The 20,458-nt window shown below is 61.7% G+C and carries 21 protein-coding genes; 2 read left to right on the top strand and 19 right to left on the bottom strand.

Translation table 11 applies throughout. The features are described 5' to 3' along the window. Positions 1-58: 58 nt before the first annotated feature. The 12 genes from ilvB to ilvY all read right to left on the bottom strand — a co-directional run bounded on the left by ilvB (position 59) and on the right by ilvY (position 12,663). Positions 59-1,759, bottom strand: coding sequence for a biosynthetic-type acetolactate synthase large subunit (ilvB, locus tag KP004_RS07060; protein ID WP_216801637.1), 1,701 nt, complete (start codon positions 1,757-1,759; stop codon positions 59-61). A gap of 156 nt (positions 1,760-1,915) precedes the next feature. Next, complete coding sequence (gene ilvD / locus KP004_RS07055; RefSeq protein WP_216801636.1) at positions 1,916-3,577, bottom strand: dihydroxy-acid dehydratase; 1,662 nt, start codon at positions 3,575-3,577, stop codon at positions 1,916-1,918. A 154-nt stretch (positions 3,578-3,731) separates the two neighbouring features. Next, the gene (gene tsaB / locus KP004_RS07050; protein WP_216801635.1) at positions 3,732-4,424 is read right to left on the bottom strand and encodes a tRNA (adenosine(37)-N6)-threonylcarbamoyltransferase complex dimerization subunit type 1 TsaB; all 693 of its coding nucleotides are present in this window, start codon (positions 4,422-4,424) and stop codon (positions 3,732-3,734) included. Between the two features lie 4 nt (positions 4,425-4,428). Beyond that, a complete protein-coding gene (rseP, locus tag KP004_RS07045) occupies positions 4,429-5,496 on the bottom strand; it encodes an RIP metalloprotease RseP (protein ID WP_216801634.1) in 1,068 nt (355 codons plus the stop codon). Positions 5,497-5,578: 82 nt separating this feature from the next. Further along, the gene (locus tag KP004_RS07040) at positions 5,579-6,736 is read right to left on the bottom strand and encodes a 1-deoxy-D-xylulose-5-phosphate reductoisomerase (protein WP_216801633.1); all 1,158 of its coding nucleotides are present in this window, start codon (positions 6,734-6,736) and stop codon (positions 5,579-5,581) included. Positions 6,737-6,838: 102 nt separating this feature from the next. Beyond that, positions 6,839-7,600, bottom strand: a complete 762-nt coding sequence (locus tag KP004_RS07035; protein ID WP_239026973.1) for a phosphatidate cytidylyltransferase — start codon at positions 7,598-7,600, stop codon at positions 6,839-6,841. Between the two features lie 73 nt (positions 7,601-7,673). Continuing rightward, the gene (uppS, locus tag KP004_RS07030) at positions 7,674-8,420 is read right to left on the bottom strand and encodes an undecaprenyl pyrophosphate synthase (protein WP_216801632.1); all 747 of its coding nucleotides are present in this window, start codon (positions 8,418-8,420) and stop codon (positions 7,674-7,676) included. Between the two features lie 110 nt (positions 8,421-8,530). Beyond that, on the bottom strand, positions 8,531-9,088 hold the full coding sequence (gene frr / locus KP004_RS07025; protein WP_216801631.1) for a ribosome recycling factor: 558 nt from the start codon (positions 9,086-9,088) through the stop codon (positions 8,531-8,533). Position 9,089: 1 nt separating this feature from the next. After that, a complete protein-coding gene (gene pyrH, locus KP004_RS07020; protein WP_216801630.1) occupies positions 9,090-9,812 on the bottom strand; it encodes a UMP kinase in 723 nt (240 codons plus the stop codon). A gap of 177 nt (positions 9,813-9,989) precedes the next feature. Continuing rightward, on the bottom strand, positions 9,990-10,640 hold the full coding sequence (gene tsf, locus KP004_RS07015) for a translation elongation factor Ts (protein WP_199389746.1): 651 nt from the start codon (positions 10,638-10,640) through the stop codon (positions 9,990-9,992). Positions 10,641-10,732: 92 nt separating this feature from the next. Continuing rightward, on the bottom strand, positions 10,733-11,500 hold the full coding sequence (gene rpsB, locus KP004_RS07010; protein WP_216801629.1) for a 30S ribosomal protein S2: 768 nt from the start codon (positions 11,498-11,500) through the stop codon (positions 10,733-10,735). A gap of 272 nt (positions 11,501-11,772) precedes the next feature. Next, positions 11,773-12,663 (bottom strand): HTH-type transcriptional activator IlvY, encoded by an 891-nt coding sequence (gene ilvY / locus KP004_RS07005; protein ID WP_216801628.1) that lies wholly within the window; start codon positions 12,661-12,663, stop codon positions 11,773-11,775. A 195-nt stretch (positions 12,664-12,858) separates the two neighbouring features. Here ilvY and ilvC point away from each other — a divergent pair, with 195 nt between their 5' ends. Continuing rightward, a complete protein-coding gene (ilvC, locus tag KP004_RS07000) occupies positions 12,859-14,331 on the top strand; it encodes a ketol-acid reductoisomerase (protein WP_216801627.1) in 1,473 nt (490 codons plus the stop codon). 200 nt (positions 14,332-14,531) lie between these two features. Here ilvC and KP004_RS06995 read toward each other — a convergent pair whose 3' ends face one another. Then, complete coding sequence (locus KP004_RS06995) at positions 14,532-15,404, bottom strand: hypothetical protein (protein WP_216801626.1); 873 nt, start codon at positions 15,402-15,404, stop codon at positions 14,532-14,534. A 253-nt stretch (positions 15,405-15,657) separates the two neighbouring features. Here KP004_RS06995 and KP004_RS06990 point away from each other — a divergent pair, with 253 nt between their 5' ends. Then, positions 15,658-16,458 carry a DNA-binding protein gene (locus KP004_RS06990; protein ID WP_216801625.1) on the top strand — a complete coding sequence of 267 codons (801 nt, stop codon included), beginning with the start codon at positions 15,658-15,660 and terminating at the stop codon, positions 16,456-16,458. Positions 16,459-16,596: 138 nt separating this feature from the next. Here KP004_RS06990 and KP004_RS06985 read toward each other — a convergent pair whose 3' ends face one another. From KP004_RS06985 to ychF, 6 genes are all read right to left on the bottom strand, one after another. Next, positions 16,597-16,986 carry a hypothetical protein gene (locus KP004_RS06985; protein ID WP_216801624.1) on the bottom strand — a complete coding sequence of 130 codons (390 nt, stop codon included), beginning with the start codon at positions 16,984-16,986 and terminating at the stop codon, positions 16,597-16,599. Between the two features lie 99 nt (positions 16,987-17,085). Continuing rightward, positions 17,086-17,529, bottom strand: a complete 444-nt coding sequence (gene rplI / locus KP004_RS06980) for a 50S ribosomal protein L9 (protein ID WP_216801623.1) — start codon at positions 17,527-17,529, stop codon at positions 17,086-17,088. Positions 17,530-17,552: 23 nt separating this feature from the next. Beyond that, positions 17,553-18,494, bottom strand: a complete 942-nt coding sequence (locus KP004_RS06975; RefSeq protein WP_216801622.1) for a YybS family protein — start codon at positions 18,492-18,494, stop codon at positions 17,553-17,555. A gap of 12 nt (positions 18,495-18,506) precedes the next feature. After that, positions 18,507-18,785 carry a 30S ribosomal protein S18 gene (rpsR, locus tag KP004_RS06970; RefSeq protein ID WP_183350613.1) on the bottom strand — a complete coding sequence of 93 codons (279 nt, stop codon included), beginning with the start codon at positions 18,783-18,785 and terminating at the stop codon, positions 18,507-18,509. Between the two features lie 3 nt (positions 18,786-18,788). Next, positions 18,789-19,190, bottom strand: a complete 402-nt coding sequence (gene rpsF / locus KP004_RS06965; protein WP_183350615.1) for a 30S ribosomal protein S6 — start codon at positions 19,188-19,190, stop codon at positions 18,789-18,791. A 165-nt stretch (positions 19,191-19,355) separates the two neighbouring features. Further along, positions 19,356-20,450, bottom strand: a complete 1,095-nt coding sequence (ychF, locus tag KP004_RS06960; protein WP_199389738.1) for a redox-regulated ATPase YchF — start codon at positions 20,448-20,450, stop codon at positions 19,356-19,358. Positions 20,451-20,458: the final 8 nt, after the last annotated feature.

Here is a 20,458-nt window from a genome sequence, read left to right as displayed (position 1 = left end):
GTGGAGCAATTGGCGAAAGGCGCATCGTCAATTGTCAATTGTCCATTGTCAATTGCTTCTACGACGCCAACACCATCTCGGTCAGCGAGGCGCCGGCCGGGACCATCGGCAGCACCTTCTCCTCGCGCGCGACCTTGAACTCCATCAGTACGGGGCCGTTGGTGGCGAACCCTTTCTTGATGACCTCGTCGACCTCTTCCACCTTGGTGGCCTGCAGGCCGGTGGCGCCGAAGGCCTCGGCGAGCTTGATGAAGTCGATGGGAAGTTCCATGCAGGTCGAGGAGTAGCGCTTGTCGAAGAAGAGCTCCTGCCACTGGCGTACCATGCCCAGGAAGTTGTTGTTGAGAATGACGATCTTTACGTTGAGACGGTTCTGCACGATGGTGGCGAGTTCCTGCATGTTCATCTGGAAGCCGCCGTCGCCGCAGACCACCATGACCTGGCGCTCCGGGAAGCCCGCCTGCGCACCCATGGCCGCCGGAAGGCCAAAGCCCATGGTGCCAAGGCCGCCGGAGGAAAGGAGCGTCCTCGGCGCGGTGAAGCCGAAGAACTGGGCGGTCCACATCTGGTGCTGACCGACGTCGGTGGCCACGATGGCGTCCGGGTCGGACAGGGCACGCAGCCTCTGGATCACGTACTGCGGCTTGATCACCGAGGTGGACTGCTTGTAGGTCATCGGGTGCTTCGCCTTCCACTCGTCGATCTCGGCGATCCAGGGGGCGAGTGCCGCCTGGCAGGCCTTTGCATCGGGGCCGATCTCGTCGGCGACCTTCAGCATCTTCACGAGGACGTCGCGGACATCGCCCACGATGGGGAGGTCGACGCGGACGTTCTTCTTGATCGAGGTGGGGTCTACGTCGACGTGAACGATCTTCGCGTGCGGCGCGAACGAGGCGATCTTGCCGGTGACGCGGTCATCGAAGCGCGCGCCGATGGCGATCAGCATGTCGCAGTGCGACACGGCCATGTTGGCGTAATAGGTGCCGTGCATGCCCAAAAGCCCCAGCGAATGCGGATCGTTTTCCGGGTAGGCCCCAAGCCCCATGAGGGTAGTGGTGACCGGGATCCCGAGGCGCTTCGCGAGTGCGACCAGTTCCGCCGCCGCGTTTGCGAGGATGACGCCGCCCCCCACGTAGATCACCGGCTTTTTCGCCTGCATGATCATGCCGACCGCCTTCTCGATCTGCTTCGGGTGCCCCTCGACGGTCGGCTTGTAGCCGCGGATCTCGACGCTTTCGGGGTAGTGGAACTCGGTCTGGGCGATCTGGACGTCCTTGGGGAGGTCGACCACGACCGGGCCGGGACGGCCGGTGCGGGCGATGTAGAACGCCTTCTTCATGATGGTGGCGAGGTCTTTGACGTCCTTCACCAGGAAGTTGTGCTTGGTGCAGGGACGGGTGATGCCGATGATGTCGGCTTCCTGGAAGGCGTCGTTGCCGATGAGCGCCGTGGGGACCTGCCCCGTGATGATCACCATCGGGATGGAGTCCATGTAGGCGGTGGCGATGCCGGTGATGGTGTTGGTGGCGCCGGGCCCCGAGGTGGCGATGGCGACACCGACCTTGCCCGTCGCGCGGGCGTAGCCGTCGGCGGCGTGGACGCCGGCCTGCTCGTGCCTGGGCAGGATGTGCCTGATCTCCTTGAACGAGAAGAGCTCGTCGTAGAGGTTGATGACGGTCCCCCCGGGATAACCGAAGATCGTATCGACCCCCTCCCGTTTGAGACACTCCAGCAGGATGCGTGCTCCGTTCAGCTTCATGTAGTACCCCCATGCCGCGGCAGAAAGGCTGCCGCTATTGATCGATCCCCCGCTTGGTAAGCGCGGAATCACTAGTAATGAAGACTTCCCCTGAGGCCGACCCTCCCCGGTGAAAGGAGGGCCTCCCTCTGCCCCTCGGTAAAGGGGGTCGGGGTTTTATTCAGCGGTGGTAATGGCGCCGGTGTGGGCGGAAGTGACCACCTTAGCATAGCGGGCGAGCCAACCCTTCTTGATCTTCGGCTCGGGCGCGACCCAGCGGGAACGCCGCTCGGCCAGCTCCTCGTCGCTCACGAGGAGCTTCAGGGAACGGGACGGAATATCGAGTTCGATCCGGTCGCCGTCTTCGACGAGGGCGATGGGACCGCCCACCGCCGCCTCCGGAGAGATGTGGCCGATGCAGGGGCCGCGGGTGCCGCCGGAGAAGCGGCCGTCGGTGATGAGGGCGACCGAGTCGCCAAGGCCAAGGCCCATGATCGCGGCGGTGGGGGCCAGCATCTCCCTCATGCCCGGGCCGCCCTTGGGACCTTCGTAGCGGATCACCACCACGTCGCCGCTCTTGATGCGCCCTTCCATGATGGCCGCCATGGCGATGTCTTCGGAATCGAAGCAGCGCGCGGTGCCGGTGAACTGCATCATCTTCTCGCCCACGCCGGACTGCTTGACCACGGCGCCCTGGGGAGCGATGTTGCCGAAGAGGACGGCGATGCCCCCCTCCTTCTTGACCGGCGCGTCCACCGGGCGGATCACGGTGTCGTCCACCCCTTTCAGGCTCGCCACGATCTCCTTGGTGGAGAGTCCCATGAGGGTCGGGCAGTCGTGGATCTTGTCGCCCAGCTGCTTCATGACGCCGGCCACGCCGCCTGCGGCGTCGAGGTCCTCCATGAAGTGCTCGCCGGCCGGGTTCATCGAGGCGATCTGCGGGGTCGACTTGGAGAGGATGTCGAAGGTATTGAGCGGCAGCTCCACGCCGGCCTCGTTGGCGATGGCGAGGAGATGCAGCACGGTGTTGGAGGAGCCGCCCAGCGCCAGGTCGACCCTGATGGCGTTCTCGAACGCCTCGCGGGTCAGGATGGAGCGCGGGGTGACGTTCTCGCGCACGAGGTCAACGATGCGCTCGCCGGAGGCGAAGGCGATGCGGCGCTTCAGCGCGGAAACGGCGAGTGCCGTGCCGCAGCGCGGCAGACTCATCCCCATGGTCTCGGTGAGGATGGCCATGGTGTTGGCGGTGAAGAGCCCCTGACAGGAGCCCATGCCCGGGCAGGCGTTTTCCTCGCAGCGGGCCAACTCCGCGTCGTCGATGACGCCCGCCTTGTAGCGCGCCATCGCCTCGAAGGTGTCGGTGACGAAGGAGTACTTCCTGCCCGCGTCGCCGCGGCCGCTCATCATGGGACCTGCGGTGACCACGATGCAGGGGATGTCCAGACGGGCCGCCGCCATGAGCATGCCCGGGGTGATCTTGTCGCAGTTGGTCAAAAGCACCAGGCCGTCCAGGCGGTGTGCCTCGGCCACGGACTCGACCATGTCCGCGATCAGCTCGCGGGTGGGGAGGGAGTAGTGCATCCCCTTGTGCCCCATGGAGATGCCGTCGCAGACGCCGGGGATGCCGAAGAAGAAGGAGTAGCCACCGCCGGTGTGAACCCCCTTCTCGATGAAACGCTCGAGATCGCGCATCCCGACGTGACCGGGGATGAGATCGGTGAAGCTGGTGGCTATGCCGATGAAGGGTTTCCCCATCTCGCTTTGCGGCAGGCCGGTTCCTTTCAAAAGGGCGCGGTGCGGGGTGCGCTCCAGCCCTTGGGTGATCATGTCGCTACGCATGCAGTTCTCCCTGCGCCGGCGGGAACCTTGTTCAGGATCGCCAAACCGGCTGTTGGTCTTACCAAAAGCTTAGTAGTTGAGAGCAGTTACCAGAAACGGTAGGAAGGGACACGATAATACATTAAAACCAAGCTGTCAACCGGCTAAAACGGTGTTAAACAGACTCGCGCTTTCTCTTGGCGATCTCGGCCTCCGAGGCGCGCAGGTAGGTGGGGTTCAACTGGGCGAGCGGGGTGAACTTCCCCCCGTGGGCGGCCTCGCGTGCGATGACGGCACCAGCGCAGGCACGGGGCAGGTTGGCATGCCAGGGGGGGAAGATGGCGAGGTCACCCAGGGAGTCCTGGATCAGGTCGCGGTAGCGGAGGGCGCCATCGCCGACGAAGATGGTGGGCTGCTTCACCAGGGCGACAAAGTCCCGAGGGGAAAGCACCGTGTCCGGCACTACGGCATCGGGAAGGGCTCCGCAGCGGTACAGTGCGCCGTACACCTCTCCTTTGCGTGCGTCGAACAGTGGGGCGACCTGTTCCGAGCAGTAGGGAAGGTTCATGGCCAGCATGGCCAGCGAGGAGAAGCCGACCACCGGTTTGCCGGTTGCGAGAGCGAGCCCCTTGACGGTGGCGATGCCGACCCGCACACCGGTGAAGGAACCGGGCCCCAGGGAGACGGCGAAGCAGTCGAGGCCGTCGGGGGTGAGCCGGGCCGCCTGCAAAAGCCCGGAGATGGCACCCATGAGACGGCCGGAGTTGCTGCGGTCTTCGCCCAAAAGACACTCGCCCAGAAGCGTGGCGTCGTCGCTTAAGGAGACCGAGGAGCAGTTGCTGGAGGTATCGACGGTGAGTATCTTCACGGGATTACGCCTTGGTCGCGATCATGCGCGCGATGTCGTTGTAGAAGGCAAGCATCATCAGGCTGATCAGCAGCACCAGCCCCACCTGCTGCGCGATCTCGCGGGTCCTCTTGGAAAGCGGCTTGCCGGTCACCAGTTCGATGAAGAAGAAGGCCAGGTGCCCGCCGTCGAGGATCGGCACCGGCAGCAGGTTCAAGACACCCAGGTTCACCGACAAAAGCGCCACGAAGGCGAGGAAGCTCACGCCTCCCGCGGCGGCCTGCTCGCCGGCCATCTTGACGATCATGATCGGGCCGCCGATGTTGTCCAGCGGGATGGCCCGCTCCACCAGGCGCACTAAAGAAAGCACGGTCAACTCGATCACGTTCCAGCACTGGGCGCTCCCCTTGACGATCGCCTCGCCGGGGGGGAAGTGGTCGGTCACGGTCTCGTTGGCGGCGACCACGCCGATCACCGGGCGGGTCACCTTTTCGCCCAGGAGATTCTTGCTGGTGGTCGTTTCCGGCACCATGGTGAACTTCAGGAGCGAGCCGCCGCGTTGCACCTCGATCTGCACCGGCACGCCCTTGCCGTCCAGGATGATCTTGGAAAACTCGTCCCAGCGGGTCACCGCCCTGCCGTTCACGCTCCTGATGGCGTCGCCTGACTTTATGCCGGCACGCGCCGCCGGCTTGTCCGGGAGCACCTCGCCCACCTTGGTGGTGACGGCGGGGACGCCCAGGAACATGTAGATGATGACGAAGATGACGTAGGCGAACAGGAGGTTGAAGACCGGGCCGGCCGCGACGATGCAGATGCGCTGCAGCACCGGTTTGTCGGCGAAGGAGCGTTTGCGGTCCTCCTCGGAGATCTCGACGTCCTCCCCCTCCCCCACCATCTTCACGTAGCCGCCCAAGGGAAGAGCGGAGAGGAGGTACTCGGTCTCGCCGACCTGCTTGCTGATCAGCTTGGGGCCGAACCCCAGGGAGAATTTCTCGACGCCGACCTTGAAGGCCTTGGCGAACAGGAAGTGACCCAGTTCATGTATGAAGATCAGCGCCCCGAGGGCTATGATGGCCCAGAAAATGCTCATGTGGTCCCCTCTGTCGTGTGCCCGCGGGCACGCCGGCGCCTCGCCACTGCGGCGTAAAGGCGGCGGACGAGGCGGTAAAAGGTTAGTTGGTGCAGCCGAGGACTTCTTTTGCGGTCCTTCTTCCCCAGCGGTCTGCCTCCAGCACCTCTTCGATGGAGTGCAGTGACCGGGGGGTATGGAGGTCCATTACCCTGGCGATGGTCTCGGAGATGGCCATGAAGCCGATCCTGCCGGAGAGGAAATTCTCCACGGCGATCTCGTTGGCGGCGTTCATCACCGCGGGCATGCTTTCCCCGGCCCGGACCGCGTCATAGGCGAGCTTGAGCGCCGGGAAACGGTCGGTGTCGGGCTTTAGGAAGGTAAGCCCCGAGAGCTCGGTGAGGTCGAGCGGTTTCACCCCGGAGGCGACGCGCCCGGGATAGGTGAGCGCGTAGGCGATCGGCCCCTTCATGTCCGGCACCCCGAGCTGCGCCATGACGCTGCCGTCGATGTACTCGACCATGGAGTGGACGATGCTCTGCGGGTGGATGTTCACCGCGATCCGCTCCACCGGTATATCGAACAGCCAGCGGGCCTCGATCACCTCGAGCCCCTTGTTCATCATGCTGGCGGAGTCGACCGTGATCTTCTTCCCCATGCTCCAGTTCGGGTGGTTCAGCGCATCCGCCACCGTGGCGCCGGCGAGCTTCTCTTTCCCCCAGTTGAGGAAGGGACCGCCCGAGGCGGTCAGGATCACCCGGTGGATGTCCTGGGAGCGGTGCCCCGCCATGGACTGGAACACGGCGCAGTGCTCGCTGTCGACCGGGTAGAGGCGGACGTCCTTCTCCCGCACCATCTTCATGATCAGGTGCCCGGCGGTGACCAGGGTCTCCTTGTTGGCAAGCGCCACGTCCTTGCCGGCCATGATGGCCGCCGCGGTCGGCACGAGCCCTGCGGCGCCCACGATGGCCGCGACCACCATGGTGGTATCGGCCGCTGTGGCGGCTGCGATAAGCCCTTCCACGCCGTGCATGATCTGGGGTTTTTTACCGCTCAGGGAGCGGCTCAGCGCCTTGGCCTTGTCGGCCGTAAGCACCGAGACGAGGTCGGGCTGGAAGGTCTCGATCTGCTGCTTCAGAAGTTCAAGGTTCGACCCCGCGGTGAGCGCCACCACGCGGAACTTGTCCGGGTGCGCGGCAACAACTTCGAGGGTGCTTACCCCGATCGATCCAGTCGAGCCCAAAATGGTAAGATTTTTCATTGTCCCTCGCAGATGTCTCAAGTCAAGTGGCACGGCAGGCTAACTAGCGGATATTTTTGTCGTGCCGGCCGCCATAACCGTGCCGACGACGAGCGCAAGACGCTACGCCCGTCCCTGAAACAGGAACAAGGCGTAGTAGTAAGCTGCCGGTGCCGCGAACAAAATCGAATCGAGCCGGTCCAGGATGCCTCCGTGGCCGGGAATGATGGACCCGGAGTCCTTCACGCCGCAACTGCGCTTGATGAGAGATTCGAACAGATCCCCCAGTTGCCCAAGCACGCCGAGAAGGAGCGCGGCTGCGAAGCAGTCGCCGATGGAGAGTTCCGGGAAGAAGGTGAACTGCGCGATGACCGCGCCGATGACGCTGCCGGAAAGCCCGCCCAGCGCCCCCTCGACGCTCTTCTTGGGACTCACCGCGGGGTAGAGGCGGTGTTTGCCGAGCGTGGAGCCGACGTAGTAGGCGGCACTATCGCCGGCCATGACGATCACCATGATAAGGAACAGCCAGGAAACCCCGTGGGGGAGCGACCGGACCAGCACCAGGTGGGCCATCAGCAGCGGCACGTAGAGAAAGCCCATCAGCACCAAAGCGACGTCGGGCGCGGCCTGTTTTATATCCTGGAGCCTGAACAGGGCGACCAGGGTGAAGGCCAGCACCAACCCGGTCAGTGCAAAAAGGGGGAGTACCGGGTTCGCGGAGAACACGGCGAACACGGCGCAGGCGCCGGCCACGGTGGCAGCCCTCCCCTCGCCCCGTCGCTGCGGCAGCGCCATGCGGTAGAACTCGTCCAGCCCCAAAAGGGCGAGCAGGAACACCAGCAGCGAGAACTGGAATACCGACGCCTTCAGGATGAAAACAATCACGAGGGGCAGCAGGACCGCTGCGGTGGCTAGACGTTTGATGGCGGACTCCTTCGGGGCGAGCCCCGGAAATGGACTAGGACGGCGTCTCTACCAGCTGTTCGCTGGTCATGCCGAACCTGCGCTCTCTGGACTGGTAGTCGCGGAAGGCCCGCGCCAGCTCGTGCTTGTCGAAATCGGGCCAGTTGACCTCGGTGAAGTAGAGTTCCGCGTAGGCAAGCTGCCAGAGCAGGAAGTTGCTGATGCGCATCTCGCCGCTGGTCCTGATCAGCAGGTCCGGGTCCGGAATGCCCGCGGTGAAGAGGGTTCCGGTGAAGGCATTCTCGTCGATCTGTTCCGGGGTCAGTCTCCCCGCGGCCACCTCGACGGCGAGCCTCCTGGCGGCGGCGACCATCTCCTGCCGGCTGCCGTAGGAGAGCGCCAGGGTGAGCAGCATCCCGCGGTTGCCGGAAGTCTTCTCGATGGCGGCCTCGATCTCGCGGTTGACGTCCTCGGGGAGGTCGGTGCGGTTGCCGATCACGTTGAAGCGGATGTCGTTTTGCATCATCCGCGCGGTTTCGCTCCGGATGTACTGTTTCAAAAGCGCCATGAGCGCCTTGACCTCGGTCTTGGGGCGCAACCAGTTTTCGGCGGAGAAGGCGAACAGGGTCAGGTAGCCGATCCCCAGTCGTGAACACTCCTCGACGATGACCCGAACCGTCTCTACACCTTTTTGATGCCCAACGATCCTGCGCAGCATGCGTTGCTTGGCCCAGCGGCCGTTGCCGTCCATGATGACGGCGAGGTGCTTCGGGAGTTTCTTCGGGTCTAAGCTGTTGTCCATGAGCATCCTGAAAACAAAAAATCCCCTTTGGATCGGGGGTTTTACTTGAGGAAGCGGGCGGACGGAGACGACCAGGGGGGAGCGCAGCTCCCCCCCGACCTGTCGGTCCGTCAGACCTCCATTACCTCTTTTTCCTTGTGGGCCAGCACCTCGTCGCACTTGGCGACGTACTTGTTGGTGGCGTCCTGGACGTCCTTCTCGGCGCGCTTGAGCTCGTCCTCGGAGATCTGCTTGTCCTTCTCGAGCTTCTTCAGCTTGTCGATGGCGTCGCGGCGGATGTTCCTGAGGGCCACCTTGGCCTCCTCGGCATCACGCTTCAACTGCTTGACGATGTCCTTGCGGCGCTCCTCGGTGAGCGGCGGAAGGATGAGACGGATCACCTTGCCGTCGTTGGCCGGGGTGAGCCCCAGGTTGGAGTTCATGATCGCCTTCTCGATGGGAGCGATCATCTTGTTGTCCCAGGGAGAGATGGTGATGGTGCGCGCCTCGGGAACGGCGAGGGAGGCCACCTGGTTCAGCGGCGACGGTGTCCCGTAGGAATCGACCTTGATCTCGTCCAGAAGGGCGGTGCTGGCGCGGCCGGTACGGACCTTCTGGTAGTCCTTCCTGAGGGAATCTATGGACTTGTCCATGTGGACGTTCATATCGGCAATGACATCCTTGATCATACTATTCTCCTTCTTTGACGAGGGTGCCGATCGGCTCGCCGTTGACAACCCGTACGACATTGCCGTCGGTCGTCACGTCGAACACGATGATCGGAAGGCTGTTGTCCATGCACAGCGAGATCGCGGTGGCGTCCATCACCTGAAGCCCTTTCCTTAGGACCTCCAGGTAGCTGAGCGTCCCGTACTTGGTGGCGCTCTTGTCCTTGTTGGGGTCCGCCGAGTAGACGCCGTCCACCTTCGTCCCCTTGAGGATCACGTCGGCGCCGATCTCCATGGCCCGCAGGCTCGCCGCGGTATCGGTGGTGAAGTAGGGGTTGCCGGTGCCAGCGCCGAAGATGACCACCCTTCCCTTCTCGAGGTGCCTGATGGCGCGCCGGCGGATGTAGGGTTCCGCGACCTCGGCCATGCCGATGGCGGATTGGACGCGGGTGTCGACGCCGACCTTCTCCAGAGCGTCCTGCATGGCGAGGGAATTGATCATGGTCGCGAGCATCCCCATGTAGTCGGCGCTGGCGCGATCCATCCCCTTGGAGGAGGCGGCCACGCCACGGAAGATGTTGCCGCCGCCGATCACGAGGCACAGCTCGACGCCGAGCTCCACCACCTGCTTCACCTCGCGGGCGATCGCGGTGATGGTGTTGGGATCGATGCCGTAGCCCTGCTCGCCACCGAGGGCCTCGCCGGAAAGCTTGAGAAGTACTCTTTTGTAATACGGTTCTGCCATCGTAGTCACCTTGCCTTTTCTTGACGGCAAAAAGCCTTTACGCAGAACAGGTTCCGCAGCGGGCGTACCGCATGCGGTGCGCCCGCCGGGGCGAGAACCTCCCGCGCAGCGCCTTTTGCCTTGCTGCAGATAAAAAAAGAGCCGCCCATTTTCATGGCCGGCTCCGTTTGGAACGTGTTACACGCCGGCCGCCGCGGCGACCTCTGCCGCGAAATCGTTCTCTTTCTTGGCGAGCCCTTCGCCCAGAACGAACTTGGCGAAGCGGCGGATGCTCATGTTCTCGCCGATGGAAGCGATGGTCTCGTTGAGGACCGTCTGGATGGTCTTGTCCGGGTCCTTCACGTAGGCCTGCTCGAGGAGGCAGATGTCGCCGAAGAACTTGTTGATCTGGCCGTCGAGGATCTTCTCGATGATGGCCGCCGGCTTGCCGCTCTCCTTGGCCTTCTCGCGGTAGATCGCCTTCTCGCGCTCGATGAGCTCTTCGGGCACTTCCTCGCGACGGACGTACAGCGGGGAGGCTGCGGCGATGTGCATCGCGATGTCCTTCACGAAAGCCTGGAAGTTCTCGTTTTTGGCAACGAAGTCGGTCTCGCAGTTGACTTCTACCAGGACGCCGATCTTGCCGCCGGCGTGGATGTAGGAGCCGACCAGGCCTTCGGTGGCTGCGCGGCCAGCCTTCTTGGAGGCGGCAGCCAGCCCCTTGGTACGCAGGTAGTCGATCGCTTTCTCGTGATCACCGTTGGTTTCGGTCAGGGCCTTCTTGCAGTCCATGAGGCCGGCGCCGGTTGCTTTCCTGAGTTCGTTTACCTGTGCAGCTGTAATGCTCACGTTATCCTCCACAGTCGCCCGCGCCTTGGCGGCGCGGGTTTCTTAGTCATTGTGTTGTTGAAAGGTGGTACGGTTGCCGCGGATGGGGAGGCTTAGGCCTCTGCGGTAACCTCTTCAGCGACTTCCTCGCCCTCGGTGGAGAACTCTTCCTCGGCGCCGGTCTGGAGACGGGCGTTGCGAGCCTGGCCACCCTCGAGTACTGCGTCAGCCATCTTGCTGGTCAAGAGGCGGATGGCGCGGATAGCGTCGTCGTTGCCCGGGATGACGTAGTTGATATCGTCCGGATCGCAGTTGGTGTCGACGATGGCGACGACCGGGATGCCGAGCTTCTTGGCTTCGCTGACGGCGATTTCTTCGTTCTTCGGGTCAACCACGAACAGCACGCCCGGAACCTTGCCCATACCCTTGATGCCGCCCAGGGTCTTCTCGAGCTTCTCGCGCTCTTTGGCGAGCTTGAGCTGCTCTTTCTTGGTGTAAGCCTCGATGGTGCCGTCAGCGATCATGGCGTCGAGACGCTTGAGGCGGTCGATGCTCTGCTTTACGGTGGCGAAGTTGGTGAGCATGCCGCCCAGCCAACGGTCGTTGACGTAGAACTGCCCGCAACGCTGTGCCTCTTCAGCCACGGAATCCTGAGCCTGCTTCTTGGTACCGACGAAGAGGATGGTCTCGCCAGCCTGGGCCGCGTCGGTGACGAAGCTGTAGGCGTTTTTGAAGAGCCTTACGGTCTTCTGCAGGTCGATGATGTAGATCCCGTTGCGAGCGCCGAAGATGTACGGCTTCATTTTCGGGTTCCATCTCTTGGTCTGGTGTCCGAAGTGGACGCCGGCTTCCAGCAGTTCTTTCATGGTGATGTTCGACATTTTTGCTTCTCCTTTTGGTTTTCCCTCCGCCACCCATCGATGCCGGAACCCGCGTTGCGGGCACCACCGGCATAGCTGCAGCGACGTGCGAATTTTAAACAGCAAACTTATATAGCACAGGCAAGAAATGAAGGCAAGGCGAAAACCGCCTCACGCAAAGCCGCAAAGGCGCAAAGCGAATCACTCTAACAGGGATAAAAGCGGATAAAAGGGATACTGAAAAACAAACCTTCAGACTGTTGCCTTCCCATTCCTCCGCTTCGCTTCAGGGCCTAAGCCACAGCCGATCTTTCCTCTGCCAGTTGCCAGAAGGCCTTCACGCTCGGCCGCTGTAAGTTTCTCTTACTCGTGCAAAGCCCGACCTCGTAGGGCTTCAGGACCGGCGCATTGGCAAGAACAGCCACCTCGTCCCGGAAGGGACTGCGCTCCAATACCAGTTGCGGCACGATGCCGACACCGCATCCCAGGCGCACCATGGCGATGATCGCCTCGTTGCCGGAAACCTCTGAGGTGATGTTGGGCGTAATACGGTGCTCCTTGAGCCACTGATCCAGGCGCCTGCGGGAAAGACCGGTCTGGGGCAGTACCAGCGGCGCGCGGGACAGATCCAGGAGTCCCCCCTTGAGTGGAAACTCGGCCGCCCCCGCCTGCCTGGGCGCTATAAAGATAAGGGGAATGGTCACGATGGGGAGGAACTGGATGTTGGAGCGTGGTCCGTCCGGGAAGGCCGCCACCGCGAGATCGATCTCCCCGCTTTGCACCTGTGCCACCGCCTGCTCCGCCGCTCCGGTCCTCAGTTCCAACTGCACCTCCGGGTACTTCACCCGGTACGACTCCAGCAGTTCCGGAAGGAGGCTGTAGACGGCCGTGATGGAAGCATATATAGATAGGGACCCCGCCACGGCCTGTTCGTTTTTCATCGAGGAACGCAGTCCCTGCCACTCGGTCAGGCAAAGGCGCGCGTAGGCCTTCAAGCGTTCCCCTGCCGGAGAAAGGGTCACGGTGCGGTTGTCGCGGGAGAAAAGAGGTTGTTCCAACTCCTCCTCCAGGCGCTGGATGGTGCGCGTAAGTGCCGAAGGGCTCAAGTTGCACGCCTGGCTCGCCCGGCCGAAATGCTTAAGTTCGGCCACCGTAAGAAATATCTCCAGCTCACGCAGATCCATTCAAGCCCCCCCATAACTCCCCTAATTCCAACTGCTCCCATCATTGCCATGCGATCATGCACTCGTTGCGCCGCACGCAACACAATATGCACAACAAATCAATTTACGCAATGTGAAATTTGGTATACATTCGCCACACTTTTACTCGACCAACCACACTGACAACACCACACCATACATATTCAGGAGGAAACGATGGGACAGAACTACTTCAACACCCTGCCGCTGCGTCGCCAGCTTCAGGAACTGGGCACCTGCCGCTTCATGGACGCTTCCGAGTTCGCTAACGGCTGCGAGTACGTCAAAGGCAAGAAGATCGTCATCGTGGGCTGCGGCGCACAGGGCCTCAACCAGGGCCTCAACATGCGCGACAGCGGCTTGGACGTCTCCTACACCCTGCGCAAGGAAGCGATCGAGCAGAAGCGCCAGTCCTACCAGAACGCGGTGGACAACGGCTTCAAGGTCGGCTCCTACGAGGAACTGCTCCCCACCGCCGACATCGTCATGAACCTCGCCCCGGACAAGCAGCACAGCAATGTCGTTGCCACCGTCATCCCGTTCATGAAGCAGGGCGCCGTGTTCAGCTACGCCCACGGCTTCAACATCGTCGAAGAAGGGACCCAGATCCGCAAGGACCTGACCGTCGTCATGATCGCTCCCAAGTGCCCGGGCTCCGAGGTGCGCGCCGAGTACAAGCGCGGCTTCGGCGTTCCGACCCTGATCGCAGTTCACGGCGAGAACGACCCCAACGGCGACGGCCTTGAGATCGCCAAGGCGATCGCCTCCGCGCAGGGCGGCGACCGCGCCGGCGTGCTCGAGTCCTCCTTCGTGGCCGAAGTGAAATCCGACCTCATGGGCGAGCAGACCATCCTGTGCGGCATGCTGCAGGCGGGCGCTCTCCTCTGCTTCGACAAGATGACCCAGAACGGCATCGCCGCCCCCTACGCGGTGAAGCTGATCCAGTACGGCTGGGAGACCATCACCGAGGCCCTCAAGCACGGCGGCATCACCAACATGATGGATCGCCTCTCCAACCCGGCCAAGCTGGTTGCCTTCAAGCTGGCTTCCGAACTCAAAGACATCATGCGTCCGCTGTTCCAGAAGCACATGGACGACATCATGAGCGGCGAGTTCTCCCGCACCATGATGGAGGACTGGGCCAACGACGACGTGAAGCTCCTCACCTGGCGCGAGCAGACCGGCCAGACCACGTTCGAAAAGACCGATGCGGCCGGCGAAATCTCGGAGCAGGAATACTTCGACAAGGCGATTCTCATGGTCGCCATGGTGAAGGCCGGCGTCGAACTCGCTTTCGAGACCATGGTGCAGACCGGCATCGAGCCGGAGAGCGCTTACTACGAGTCCCTGCACGAGACTCCGCTCATCGCCAACACCATCGCCAGGAAGAAACTGTACGAAATGAACCGCGTCATCTCCGACACCGCCGAGTATGGCTGCTACCTCTTCTCCCACGCATGCGTACCGCTGCTGGGTGATTTCATGAGCAAGGTCGGCACCGACGTGATCGGCAAAGGTCTCGACGTGAAGGACAACAGCGTCGACAACCAGCTCCTGGTCGCCGTGAACGCCGAGATCCGCAGCCACCTGGTCGAGGAAGTAGGCGCCGAGCTGCGCGCCGCCATGAAAGGCATGCAGAAGATCGTCTAAGGTTTACTGAAGGGAAAAGCAGAAAAGCAAAAGGAAAAGGCGCTCAAACGAGCGCCTTTTCTTATGTTTGATGATGTTCTTCTATGAGGTCCCGCCCCGCTATTGCCTGCGCCACGAAGTGCTGACATGCGATCCACGTCCCCCCCTTTCACGAAGGGGAGACAGGGGGGATTTGCTTCTACTGAATAGCTCCCATCAACCTATGGCCCAATAGTAACCGACTGCGCCTCCGATGTCACCGTCGTCGGTGCATGCGTCGCCTCCAGGATCGTACTCAGCAGATAGACCATCGGCTTGATAACCGTCTCGTCGCTCCAGTAAGCGGAGTGGTTGGCCGGATTCCAGGAAGTGAGGATGTTGCCGACGCTCACCTCGATGTCTTCGGAAACGGCTGCCGAGTAGCTGGCACTGAGCGGCCTCAGGGGCCACCCCAACACGTCGTCGGAATCGTAAAGGTTCAGCCACTTCGCTTTTTTCCTCAGCGGCTCGGACAGGGTCGGAGGTGGGAACTCTATGCAGGCGAGATTTTCCTTGTCCACGCAGAAAAGCGGGATATTGCTCCCCAGCGTGACCAGCCCGGTCAGCGTCTCCATCCGCTCGAACGGCGTGCTCCCGTAGCGCTCCTGGTCGTACCCCTTCTGCCGGTCCCAAATGTAGTTGGACACGAACACCGACCCCACAGAATGCGCAACGATGATGAGCGGCTTGTCCTGGTCGCCGAGTTTGGTCCGCAGCTGTTGGAGGCCTTGGTGCACCACGCCGTGGATCCTGTGATACATACTGTCGGGGCGGCCGCCGGAGGCGTGGTAGGAACTCATCGTGCCGAAAGCGTTCAGAAAGAACTTGCGCAGTTTTGCCCAGTTCAGGTCGTTGTTCGCCGCCAGGTCGACCCAGATCTGGTGCTCCCTGGCGGACAGAAGCGGAGCCCAGTAGACTCCCTGCCACGCGATCTCATCGCGGTTCAGCCCGCGCCCGGAAATCCTCTCACGCAGTTCGTAAACCATGTCGTGAGCGAAGTCATCGGCCAAAGTCCCCATACCATGTACAAGCAGCACCCCTACTTTCTTGTTCATGTATGCCCCCTTTGGCGCCCGCCCATTGGACAGGCGCCCAACGCAATGCCGCTCCGGCTCTGCCTCCGTCCCTGAGAAGAGAGTCCCAACCTACGCACAGCCGCGAGCCTTAATGTGACCAGACAAATATAACGGGATAATTCGAGGGCGCAACCATGCCTGCGCAAAGGGTGGGGGAGAAAAACCTTGTCATTCTGGCGGGAAAAAAGTAGTCTGCCGGGAGCAAAAGGATCCCTACAAGGAGTTAATAAAAATGAAACGTCTCGTAAATCTTTTCTCTCTGTTCATCGTCTTTGCCGCACTCACCGCACAACAGGTGGGTGCAGCCGACACCAAGGCTGGTGCAGCGGACAAGCCCAAGGCCATTCCCCTTTCGGGTAAGGTACTGGAAACGATGGACGGCGGCGGCTACACCTACGTCAATCTGCAGAACGGGCAGGAAAAGGTATGGGTTGCCATCCCGCTCACCAAGGTGAAGGTAGGGCAGCAACTGACGCTCATGCCGGGCTTCGAGATGAAGAACTTCACGAGCAAAGGACTGAACCGCAAGTTCGACAAGGTCATCTTCTCCGGTGGCCTCGCCAACGCCGAAAAGATCGAGATGAGCCCGTCCGCCATAAAAGCGGTACACCAGGGGGTCCCCGGTGCGCCGGGCGGAGCGCCGGCCGCGGCATCCAAGGCGGCACCGGCCGCAAGCGCGGCAAAGGCGCCTGCTCCTGCTTCGAAAACCAAGAAGGTCACCAAGGCCAAAGGGCCCAACGCCTACACCATCGCCGAGATCTACGCGAAGAGCAAAAAGCTTGAGAAAAAGCCGGTCGTGGTCCGCGGACGGGTGGTGAGGGTGTCGCAGAAGATCATGAAGAGGAACTGGATCCACCTCGCCGACGGCACCGGCTCGAGCGCCAAGAAAACCGACGATCTGGTGATCACTTCGCAGGAACTGCCCAAGGAAGGGGATGTGGTGACCGTTTCCGGTACCCTTTACAACAACCTCGACTTCGGCGCCGGCTACCGCTACAACGTCCTGGTCCAGGACGCCAAGTTCAAGAAGTAACGCCACCGACTTCCAGACGCCTCTTGTTCCCCCTCCCCTTGCGGGCCTGCGCCCCATAGCGCTTAGGTTCGCGACGGGGGGAGGGGGCTAGGGGGTGGGGGAAGTTGCCACCTCAGATGTGACGCCCTCTTCGCTGCCCTACCCTCTCCTGCTCCTCACGTCCTCGTTGAACTTCCGCATGTTGCCGCTCAACTCGCCGGTAAGCGCAAAATAGTCGTCAATCGCCCGTCCCAGCAGGAACTCCGCCTCATGCCGCACATCCATGTGCACGTACAGGTCGGTCTCGTGCGCCGCCGCTACCTCCTCGCGGGCCCGCGCTTTGGCGGGGCGCAGCAGCTCCAGCACCGATCTGAACGGGTTCTGCCTCTCGAGCGGTTCACGCAGCCGCAGCAACTCCCCAAGGATCTCCTCGGCGGCGCCGGCCAGCGTGATGACGCTGAAGAGATCCTTCTGGGCAAAATACAGCAAGAGCGCAGTCTCCAGTTGACGAGCGGCGATGTCCTGCTTGTGGTGTTTCTCGATGTTCACGGCTCCTCCTGCGGCGACAAGCGGCCAAACTGAAAAGGGCCGCGCTCCTGAGGAGGCGGCCCTTCATTATTACAAAAACTTCCGGCTTTGCAGCAAGGCTTAGGCCTTGGTGACCACGACCTTCAGGGTGGCGGCCACTTCCGGGTGGAGCTTCACGGCAGCGGTGAACTCGCCCAGGTGCTTGATCGGCTCGTCGAGCACGATGCGCTTGCGGTCGACTTCCACGCCGGCGGCTTTCAACTGCTCGGCCAGTTCCATGTTGGTGACGGCGCCGAAAAGCTTGTCGTCAGCACCAGCCTGGTGAGCGATGGAAAGGGTAATGCCCTCGATCTTGGCTGCGATCAGCTTGGCAGCTTCGAGAACTTTGTTTTTCTTGTACTCGAGGTGACGCTTGGCGTGCTCAAGGGCCTTCGCGTTCTTCTCGGTAGCCTCGATGGCGAAGCCTTTCGGGAGCAGGTAGTTCCTGGCGTAGCCCGGTGCTACTTTCACGATGTCGCCGATGTGGCCGAGGTTGTCTACGTTTTCTTTGAGAATTACCTTCATGTGTTGCCTCCTAGCCTGGTTAATTACAGGTTTTCCTGTTTATTGGGGGACCTGAAGTCCGCCCAGAGATCGAATACGCCCAGCGCCGCCACCGCCAGCACCATCATGGGCTGGAAGATCAGGAGCAGGCTTGCCAATAGTCTGATAAAGACCGGAACCTGCAGTTTTCTGAAGAAGAAGCTGATGATCGCGAAGCCTTGCGCCGAGTACACCGCGCCGAGTACGATCAGCACGTTCAGGGACGCGAGGTGCACGATGGTTTCCGGCACCAGGGTGCCGAAGCCGGCCACGATCAAAAGCCATATCAGCGGCTCAGGGTTCTTGTACTTTCTGAAATCCCCGACGTACAGCGGCATACGCAGGCGCGCCGCTATCCCGGCCACCAGCATCAGGTTCATGCAGGCGATCATGCCGTAAGCGACGGTGACCAGCGCCGGGTAGATGGTGACCACCAGCTGTCCGGCCTGATGCATCGAGTCCTGCAGCGCCTTGAGCTCGTCCCCCTTCACACCCGCCTTCTGGTAGATCTGCGAGGTCTGGTTGATGCTCGTCTGCACGCCCTTGCTGATCTTGGCGTGCAGGTCGGCTCCGGTTGCCATGCCGTAGACCACCGCCGCCATCAAAAGGACGGTGATGGTTACCGCCACCGAGTAGATGACGGAGCGAGCCCCCCCCTTGTTCCTGTGCAGGAACTCCGGAAGCGCCAGGGACAGTACGCCGGCTTGCAACAGGTAGATGGCCGTCGCGGCCGGGTCACCGACACCAAGAAGAATGGCGCAACTGGCAAGTACTACCGCCAGTCCGGTCCCCCTCCCCTGCTTCACCGCGTAGAACACGGCCGGAGCTGAGGCGAACAGGCCGGGGATGGTGCCGACCACGGGGAGATAGACGAAAGCAAGGAAGAGCGCCACCGTGGTGACGCTCCCCTTGACGACATCGAGAATCTTCCCCTGCAACGGACTCACCGTCAGCGGCACCTAGGCGGTTGCGTGGCTGCCGGCAATCGGAAGCAGCGCGATGTTCCTGGCGCGCTTGATCGCCTCGGTGATTTCCCTCTGATGCTTGGAGCAGTTGCCGGAAATACGGCGCGGGATGATCTTGCCGCGCTCCGAAACGAAGTAACGGAGGGTACGGGGATCTTTGTAATCGATGGTTACCTGCTTGTCTGCGCAGAAACGGCAGACCTTACGACGCTGGAACGGACGCTTCTTCCTCGGGCCGCTGCTGGTTCTCTGGGGTGCTCTTTCGTCTGCCATCTCTTATTCCTCCACCGTAGTAGTCGTTTCGGCCGGAGCCTCGGTAGCAGCCGCAGCCACTTCCTCGGTCCCTTCCTCGGCACTTTTGGCCGGAGCGGCTGCCGGTGCAACCACTTCCTGCTCGAGCTTCACGCTCTGGTACCTGATCACCTTGTCGTCGAGGCGCAGACGACGCTCCAGCTCTGCGATCAGCGGGGCATCTGCGTCGAAACGGAGGTAAAAGTAACGGCCACGGGGGTTCTTGTTGATCGGGTAAGCCAGTTTCCTGGTGCCCCAGTCTTCAAGCCTCTTGAAATCGCCGTTCATGCTGGCGATCACGTCCTGCACCTTGGTGGAAAGAGCTTTGATCTCTTCGTCACCGAGGTCCGGCTGGACGATGTAAATCGTCTCGTACATCCTGCTCATTGTTAAGCCTCCTCACGGTTTATTTAGCCCCGGTCCAACCCGGAGCAAGGAGATACGGCCCTTAGGCCGTTCTGGTGAACGCTGTTTATTACTACAGATATTAAGCTTTGACAAGGAAAACTTGACAAAGCAGGGCGAATAATTATTCGCCCAAGGCATTATCAATTACACGTTGAACCTGAAATGCATGACGTCGCCGTCCTGCACCACGTACTCTTTTCCTTCCAGGCGCATCAGGCCCTTCTCCTTGGCGCCGCTCTCGCCGCCGGACGCGATGTAATCATTGTAGGCGATCACCTCGGCGCGGATGAATCCCTTCTCGAAGTCGGAGTGGATCACGCCGGCGGCGCCGGGGGCCTTGGTCCCCTTGGTAATGGTCCAGGCGCGCACTTCCTTGACGCCCGCGGTGAAGTAAGTGATGAGCCCGAGCAGTTCGTAACCGGAACGGATCAGACGGTCCAGTCCCGACTCGGCAAGCCCCATCTCCTCGAGGAAAGCCTGCTTCTCCTCACCGGCGAGCTCAGAAATCTCCGCCTCGATGGAGCCACAGATGAAGACCACGCCGTTACCTTCCCTGGCGGCCAACTGGCGCACTTCCTCGACGTAGGGGTGTTTCCCCTCCAGGTCGTCCTCGGCCACGTTGGCGACGTAGAGAACAGGCTTAGCGGTCATGAGATGCATGTCGCGCAGGATCAGGCGCTCGTCCTCGTTCTCGGCCAGGTCGCGCGGCGAGAGCCCCTTTTCCAGGGTCGACTTTACCTTCTGGCAGAACTCGACATCTTCCTTCGCCTTCTTGTCGCCGCTTCTCGCCTGCTTCTCGGTGCGCAGGATACGCTTCTCCACAGTGTCGAGGTCGGCCAGCGCCAATTCGGTCTGGATGACCTCTATGTCGCGCACCGGTGAGACGCTGCCGCTCACGTGAACCACGTTCTCATTATCGAAGCAGCGCACAACGTGCAAGATGGCGTCGACAGAACGGATGTGCCCGAGAAACTTGTTACCAAGCCCCTCACCCTGGCTCGCCCCCTTCACGAGGCCGGCGATGTCCAGGAACTCTATGGTGGTCGGCTGCATCCGTTCCGGATGAACGATCTCGGCAAGCTTGTCCATGCGCGGATCGGGCACCGACACGATGCCGACGTTGGGATCGATGGTGCAGAAGGGGTAGTTGGCGGACTCGGCACCGGCCGAGGTGAGCGCGTTGAAGATGGTGGACTTTCCCACGTTGGGGAGACCGACTATGCCGCAGTTGAAACCCATGCTATTTC

Source organism: Geomonas oryzisoli, from assembly GCF_018986915.1.
Lineage (GTDB): Bacteria > Desulfobacterota > Desulfuromonadia > Geobacterales > Geobacteraceae > Geomonas > Geomonas oryzisoli.
The sequence above is the reverse complement of the archived record's forward strand: the minus strand, read 5'-3'. Positions and strand labels throughout refer to the sequence as shown.